Here is a 6,963-nt window from a genome sequence, read left to right as displayed (position 1 = left end):
CCCATTACAAATACAATGCTACAACGAAACAAGTTGAAATGACGTATGAAGACGGCAAGGGCAATAAGGTTGCAAACAAAAAAGCCGTGATTGATTTAAGCTCACTGGCTGATTCTGTTCACAATTACGGATTCAAAGCGAATGCAACAGGTCATCTAGAGACGGGTTCTACCGCCGCTGAAACAGAGGTTGAAAACGGCAAAACTGTCAACTTTGATGCAGGCAAAAACTTAACAGTGAAACAAACCGTTGATGGAACATCGAAAAATCACACTTATAGTTTTGCGTTGAAAGATGATGTAGTGATTGGTGCTAAAGGCGAAAATGGTAAAGATGGCATTGATGGTTCTATTGGCGTAAACGGTAAAGACGGTTCTGCAGTTGCAATCAACGGTAAAGACGGCTCTATCGGCTTAAATGGTAAAAATGGTGAAAACGGTTTAACCATTAAGGGAGCTCAAGGTCCATCTGGCGTAGATGGAAAAGATGGCAAGGACGGCAAAGAATCTACCACAATGACTCGCATTGTGTACGAAACACCTAAAGATGCTGGAAGCACCGAGACCATTAAGCATGAAGTGGCAACGCTTGATGATGGCGTGAAATATGCTGGCGATGATGCGCAGCCAGGAGAGGGTCAAACTGAGCATCAAAAAGATAAGGTGATTGCGAAAAAACTCAACAACATTATCGATATTATCGGTGGTGCAGATAAGAACAAATTATCTGACAAGAACATTGGTGTGAATAATGTTGATGGAAAACTGAAAGTTCAATTAGCCAAAGAGCTGAAAGGTTTAACTTCTGCTGAGTTTAAAGATGGGGACAATAGTGCTGTAACAAATATCACAAATAGTGGCATTACCATTAAGCCGGCTAATTCAAACGATGACAGCAAAACCGTTTCTTTAACAAATACTGGCTTAAACAACGGCGGCAACACAATAACCAATGTTGCAGAAGGTAAAAAAGGTACTGATGCAGTAAATGTGAACCAATTGAATAAAGTAGAAGCTAAAATTACTGAGGGCGGATTAACTTTCGCAGGTAATAGCGGTATAGCGCATAAAGCGAAGTTAAACACAACTGTTAATATTAAAGGTGGTGAAGATAATACTGATACTACAAAATTTGATAATGGTAAAAATGTAATGACCGCAGTAAATGGCGATACTGTTACTGTTTCCATTAAGAAAACACCTGAAGTTGAGGGCATCAACATCACTGATACAACCGGTAAGGTAAAAGTTAAATTAACTCAAACAGATGAAGGTTTAAAAGTATCTGATGGTAATGATAAGGAAACACGTATTACCAATGTTGCAGAAGGTAAAAATGGTACTGATGCAGTAAATGTCAAACAATTAAACTCTGCGAAAACTGAAGTTACCGCAGGGGATAATATTGATGTGACATCAAGTAAAGGTGCTAATGGTCAAACTATCTATAAAGTGAGTGCAAAAGGTATTAATGATACTTCTGCAGCAGTTGAAGCTGGTTCTGATCACGTTAAAGTAACAAAAGCTGATAAGACACGTAAAGATGGTTCAACAACTGTGACTGACTATACCGTTGATCTTTCAGACGAAACGAAAAACACAATTCGTGACACACACAACAAAGTAACAAACGAAGGTTTAACCTTTAATGCAGATACAGGCTCCACCGGTGTGAAAAAACTAGGTAGCAAGGTGGCTGTCAATGGTGATGGTAAAAACATTACCACCACTGCAGATGAAAACGGTGTGAAAGTATCGATGAAAGATGATATTAAAGTAAACTCTGTCACTGCTGCAAAAGAAGTGAAAGTAGGTAACGTTAAAATCAACGAAAACGGTATCCACGCTGGCGATAAACGTATTACCAATGTTGCACCAGGTAAAGATGGCACTGATGCTGTGAATGTAAACCAATTGAAATATGTTGCAGGTAATATCAGCAATCAAATCAATAATGTTGATAAAGGCTTACGTGCAGGTATTGCGGGTGCTTTAGCATCAGGTGGGTTATATCATGTTACGACAGCAGGTAAATCTATGGTGTCTGTCGGTGCAGGTACATATCGTGGACAAAATGCGTTAGCGGTGGGCTACTCTCGCTTATCAGATAATGGTAAAGTTGGAGTTAAATTCACAGTAAACAGCAATTCACAAGGCCATGCAGGCGCAAGTGCAAGTGTTGGCTACCAATGGTAATTAACTTGTAAGTAAAATAAAAACCCGGCGAAAGTCGGGTTTTTTGTTAATTGAGATTATCGCCTTCCAAGGAAGGAGATAGACGGATTTCTATGTTACAATTCAGGCCTTAAATTAAAGGGGGAGTTATGTGGGATATGTCGTTATTATGGGTGATGAGCGTTGTTTCTATTGTCTTGATTTTACTGCTGATTCTATTTCAGCAGAAATATGCTTTACTTCATAAAACACTTCATAAAACCACAGAAGACTATAATCAACTGGCATCAAAATTTGATGGGATAAATAGCCTTAAAAATCAATTAGAACAGCAAATTATTAAAGCTCAAACAGAAAGCCAAGGGTTACAAATTCGCTTGAATGAACGAGATGAAAAAATTTACTATCTTACCCAAGAATTAGATGAGGAGCAGGCTCGCCATTCCGCCATCGCGGAACAAATTACAGCATTAAAAGAACGTTTTGGGATCGCTTCTGCGCAAGCTGAAAGTTTGAATGCCCAATTGCAACATAGCCAAAGCCAGTTATCTCGTAAAGAACAGGAACAACAACATTTAACCGAAAAATTGACCGCACTTTCTCAAGAGTTAACAGGATTGAAAACAACTTTAGCAGAAAAAGAAAAATATTTTTCAGCGCAACAACAGAACTTTGAACAATCTAAGCAGCAGTTGAGCGTGGAATTTCAAAATCTAGCCAATCGGATTTTGGATGAAAAAAGTCGCTCATTTAGTCAATCAAATCAAACTGCTTTAGAAACGTTGCTCAAGCCTTTCCGTGAGCAAATTGAAGGTTTCCAAAAACGTGTCAATGAAATTCACTCCGAATCCGTAAAGGGCAATGCAGGCTTGGAAGCGGAAATTAAAAAAGTGCTGGAAATTGGCCTGAATATGTCGCAAGAGGCGAGTAATTTAACTTCTGCGCTGAAAGGCGAAAAGAAAACTTTAGGTAACTGGGGTGAAGTGCAATTAGAACGAGCTTTGCAATTGGCTGGACTTGAAGAAAATGTGCATTATCGTGCCCAAGCGCATTTTAAAGATGAACAAGGCGGGCGTAATTATCCTGATTTTGTGTTGAATTTACCTGATGAAAAACACTTAATTATCGACAGCAAAATGTCATTGGTGGCTTACGAAAGTGCGGTGAATTCTGACGATGATTTTGAACGAGAGCGTTTATTAAAAGAACATATATCCGCATTGAAAAGCCATATTAATGATCTGCATAAAAAAGATTACAGTAATTTGATTGGCATGCGTAGCCCGAATTTTGTTCTTATGTTTATTGCGGTGGAACCCGCATATATTGAGGCTTTAAAATCTGATCCTGCTTTATTTAATTACGGTTATGAACGTAATGTCATTATGGTTTCTCACACCACCTTAATGCCGATTTTACGCACTGTAGCAAACCTGTGGCGTATCGAACGCGGTAATGCTGAGGCAAAAGAAATCGCTGAAAAAGCGGGTGAAATTTATAACCAAATTTGCTTGGTCGCAGAACGTTTAAGTAAGCTCGGCAATACGCTTTCCACTGTCAGCAACCAATACAACAGCACAGTAACCGCGTTTGTTGGCCAACAAGGCTTGGTGGGCAAAGTAGAACGATTTAAAACCCTTTCCGCAAAAGCGAATAAAACGATGCCCGATGTGGAGTTATTGAATAATCAGATCGATTTGGCTAGATTGACGACCTTAGAGCCGGGAGATGAATAAAAAATAGGATTACCCTGCGATTTAGTATGACATATAAATAAAATAAGAATAACTCGATTTCTTTATTGCTATTTTCAAAAAAACTGCTATCTTCCTGCAGTTTTTTTATTTATTTAACCAACTATTTAATTTAGGAATAAAATCTAATGGAAGAAAATAAATCTGTTGATCTTTATGCGAAATATAACGAACAATCGAATATTATCGCGAAAATAATTTTTGCTAGTCGCTGGTTGCAAGTGCCGATCTATTTGGGTTTGATTGTCACTCTTGCGATCTACTCTTATAAGTTTATTAAAGGCCTATGGGCATTGGTGATTAATGTCAATGAGATGGATTCCAACACGATTATGTTGGGTGTGCTGAATTTGATTGATGTCGTGATGATCGCAAACTTGCTTGTGATGGTGACTATCGGTGGCTATGAAATTTTTGTTTCCAAATTGCGTACGCGTAATCACCCCGATCAGCCGGAATGGATGAGCCATGTAAATGCGACGGTATTGAAGGTTAAACTTTCTATGTCTATTATCGGCATTTCATCTATCCATATGTTGCAAACCTTTGTGAACGCAAGCAATACACCAGAAAAAACGATGATGTGGCAATTGTTGTTGCACTTGGGCTTTTTGGTGTCAGCAATTGCTTTGGCTTATACGGACAAAATTTTGTATAGCACAAGCCATAAAACGCATTAAAAATTCGCCGCACTTTATCTAAATATAAAACGCCGTTCATTATTGAACGGCGTTTTGCTTTATGGAGATCAAGAAGTGCGGTAGGTTTTTCCTCGTTTTTTAACCCACAACAAATGGCAAGTAACCCGCACGAATCGCAAATGGAATGGATGTAATGATTACGCCTAATACCAATACGATAATTAAAGTCAGATTTCCTCCCCATACTTTGTATGACAAATTGGTGTGAGTTCGACGAGCTTTCCAAACAAGGCTAACTGGTAATACTACGGCATAGAATGCAAACATTTGACCTGCGTAGCCTAGTGCTAAAATAAAACCTTCAGGATAGAAAAGCGCAAAGACGAGTGGTGGAATGAACGTCATTAAGCCAAGTGAGATACGCCCTGCAGAAATATTAAAGGATCGTTTTAATAAATCTTCGATACATTCCAACAATCCAAGCCCTACGCCTAAGAAAGAAGTAACCAGCGCCAAAGTTGAGAATAATTTTACCGCACCTGCGATAATGTTACTGCCAGTGATAGCAAGCGTTGCTTTTACTAAGCCATTTAAGGTGGCATCTTCTTTTAAAATTTGTAAGAACTCATTTTGTGTGAGCAAGCCGTGCGTCGACATTTGCCACAAAATATAAGCGCAAAGGGTAATTGCTGAACCCGCCAAAATAGAAATGCGTAATGCTTTTACGTTGCCATCTAAGTATTTATTTAAACTTGGAATGGAACCGTGGAAACCAAATGCCGTGAAAAAGACAGGGCTTGCAGAGATAATTAAAGCATTATCAATTGGCGTCGCCATTAAGTTATCAAATTTGATTTCTGGCAACATTAAGCTTAACACCACAGCAAAGGCCGCAAGCATTACAAAAAATAACACACGATTAATTTTATCTACGCTATGTGTACCGATGACGATAAATGAACCAAAAATCACGGTAAATAATAAGATGCTAACTTTATCGCCAAAACTTTCTGGTAATAAATCTTTTAGTAGTGAACCGCCACCGCTGACATAGGCGGCAATTAATGCGTATAAGAAAATAATGAGCACTGCCGTGGCAATAATGCGTCCTGCTTTACCAAAATATTGTTCAGCGAGTGTACCGATACCCGCATCACTTTCCGCAGTTTGATAGAGCTCAACGAATAAAAGTGCGCTAAAAGTTAATAATGCCCAAAGCCCTAATAATAAGACTAAAGTAAAGCCGAATCCGATACCGGCGGAAGTGAGTGGCATAGCCAGCATTCCCGCGCCAATCATCGTACCGGCAACGAGAAGTGTGCTGCCTATAGTTTTGTTCATGTTTGCTTCCTTATGGTGTAATTTAAAATTTACACTTATTGTATTTTAAAATTTACATTATGTAAATAATAGAATACAAAATATCTTTATTATTCACCGCACTTTTCTTTTCCCTTTCTGTGTTCATCTCGTTAAAATACTTAGCGAATCAACTAAGACAAAGCTAAGACAAAATAGGAGAGCTTATGATTTACAGTATGACCGCCTTTGCACGCCTTGAAGTGAAAAAAGATTGGGGCGATGCAGTATGGGAAATTCGTTCCGTTAACCAACGCTATTTAGAAAACTTTTTTCGTTTGCCCGAGCAATTTCGCGGATTAGAAAACACGTTGCGTGAGAAACTTCGTCAAAGTCTTACTCGCGGTAAAATTGAATGTTCTTTGCGCATTGAAATAAAAAAACAAACAAATGCTGAATTAAATTTAAATAAAGAGCTTGCGAATCAAGTGATTCAATCTTTGCAATGGATTAAAGCTCAGGCTGGAGAAGGTGAAATTAATTTGACGGACGTGTTGCGTTACCCTGGTGTGGTGGAAGCGCAAGAACAAGACCTAGATGCGATTAGTCAAGATTTGTTGACAGCCTTTGATGATTTACTGACGGATTTTATTGCAATGCGTGGTCGCGAAGGGGAAAAACTGAACGATATTATTCAACAACGCTTAGACGCTATTACTGTGGAAGTAGATAAAGTGCGGTCACAAATGCCGGCAGTTTTACAATGGCAACGTGAACGTTTATTGCAGCGTTTTGAAGATGCTCAAGTTAATCTTGATCCTCAACGTGTGGAACAAGAAATGATTTTATTCGCTCAACGCGTTGATGTGGCGGAAGAGCTCGATCGTTTACAAATGCACGTGAAAGAAACTACGAATATTTTGAAAAAAGGCGGTGCAGTTGGTCGTAAATTAGATTTTATGATGCAAGAGTTGAATCGTGAATCGAATACGCTTGCGTCTAAATCCATTAATGCGGATATCACGGCTTCTGCAGTTGAGCTAAAAGTGCTTATAGAGCAAATGCGTGAGCAAATCCAGAATTTAGAATAGGAAA

The 6,963-nt window shown here is 38.8% G+C and carries 5 protein-coding genes; 4 read left to right on the top strand and 1 reads right to left on the bottom strand.

Annotation, left to right across the window (positions count from 1 at the left end; translation table 11 throughout):
• From KP713_RS08755 to KP713_RS08745, 3 genes are all read left to right on the top strand, one after another.
• Positions 1 to 2,195, top strand: a 2,195-nt coding sequence (locus tag KP713_RS08755; RefSeq protein ID WP_215770416.1) for a YadA family autotransporter adhesin, incomplete at its 5' end; no start/stop codon positions are given.
• 128 nt (positions 2,196 to 2,323) lie between these two features.
• Positions 2,324 to 3,910 (top strand): DNA recombination protein RmuC, encoded by a 1,587-nt coding sequence (locus KP713_RS08750; protein WP_215770415.1) that lies wholly within the window; start codon positions 2,324 to 2,326, stop codon positions 3,908 to 3,910.
• 146 nt (positions 3,911 to 4,056) lie between these two features.
• Positions 4,057 to 4,608 carry a TIGR00645 family protein gene (locus KP713_RS08745; protein ID WP_065264898.1) on the top strand — a complete coding sequence of 184 codons (552 nt, stop codon included), beginning with the start codon at positions 4,057 to 4,059 and terminating at the stop codon, positions 4,606 to 4,608.
• A 99-nt stretch (positions 4,609 to 4,707) separates the two neighbouring features.
• Here the strand turns inward: KP713_RS08745 and KP713_RS08740 are convergent, their stop codons facing one another.
• The gene (locus KP713_RS08740; protein WP_215770414.1) at positions 4,708 to 5,910 is read right to left on the bottom strand and encodes an aromatic amino acid transporter; all 1,203 of its coding nucleotides are present in this window, start codon (positions 5,908 to 5,910) and stop codon (positions 4,708 to 4,710) included.
• A 185-nt stretch (positions 5,911 to 6,095) separates the two neighbouring features.
• Here KP713_RS08740 and KP713_RS08735 point away from each other — a divergent pair, with 185 nt between their 5' ends.
• Positions 6,096 to 6,959 carry a YicC/YloC family endoribonuclease gene (locus KP713_RS08735; RefSeq protein WP_215770413.1) on the top strand — a complete coding sequence of 288 codons (864 nt, stop codon included), beginning with the start codon at positions 6,096 to 6,098 and terminating at the stop codon, positions 6,957 to 6,959.
• Positions 6,960 to 6,963 lie beyond the last annotated feature (4 nt).

Origin of the sequence: Haemophilus sp. SZY H36, from assembly GCF_018829625.1 — a bacterium.
In the GTDB taxonomy this organism is placed as follows: Bacteria; Pseudomonadota; Gammaproteobacteria; order Enterobacterales; family Pasteurellaceae; genus Haemophilus; species Haemophilus haemolyticus_K.
This window is presented reverse-complemented; position numbering and strand designations above follow the sequence as displayed.

Coding starts and splice junctions, on each gene's coding strand:
- KP713_RS08745 (WP_065264898.1), top strand. CDS start 4,057: ATGGAAGAAAATAAATCTGTTGATCTTTATGCGAAATATAACGAACAA.
- KP713_RS08735 (WP_215770413.1), top strand. CDS start 6,096: ATGATTTACAGTATGACCGCCTTTGCACGCCTTGAAGTGAAAAAAGAT.
- KP713_RS08740 (WP_215770414.1), bottom strand. CDS start 5,910: ATGAACAAAACTATAGGCAGCACACTTCTCGTTGCCGGTACGATGATT.
- KP713_RS08750 (WP_215770415.1), top strand. CDS start 2,324: ATGTGGGATATGTCGTTATTATGGGTGATGAGCGTTGTTTCTATTGTC.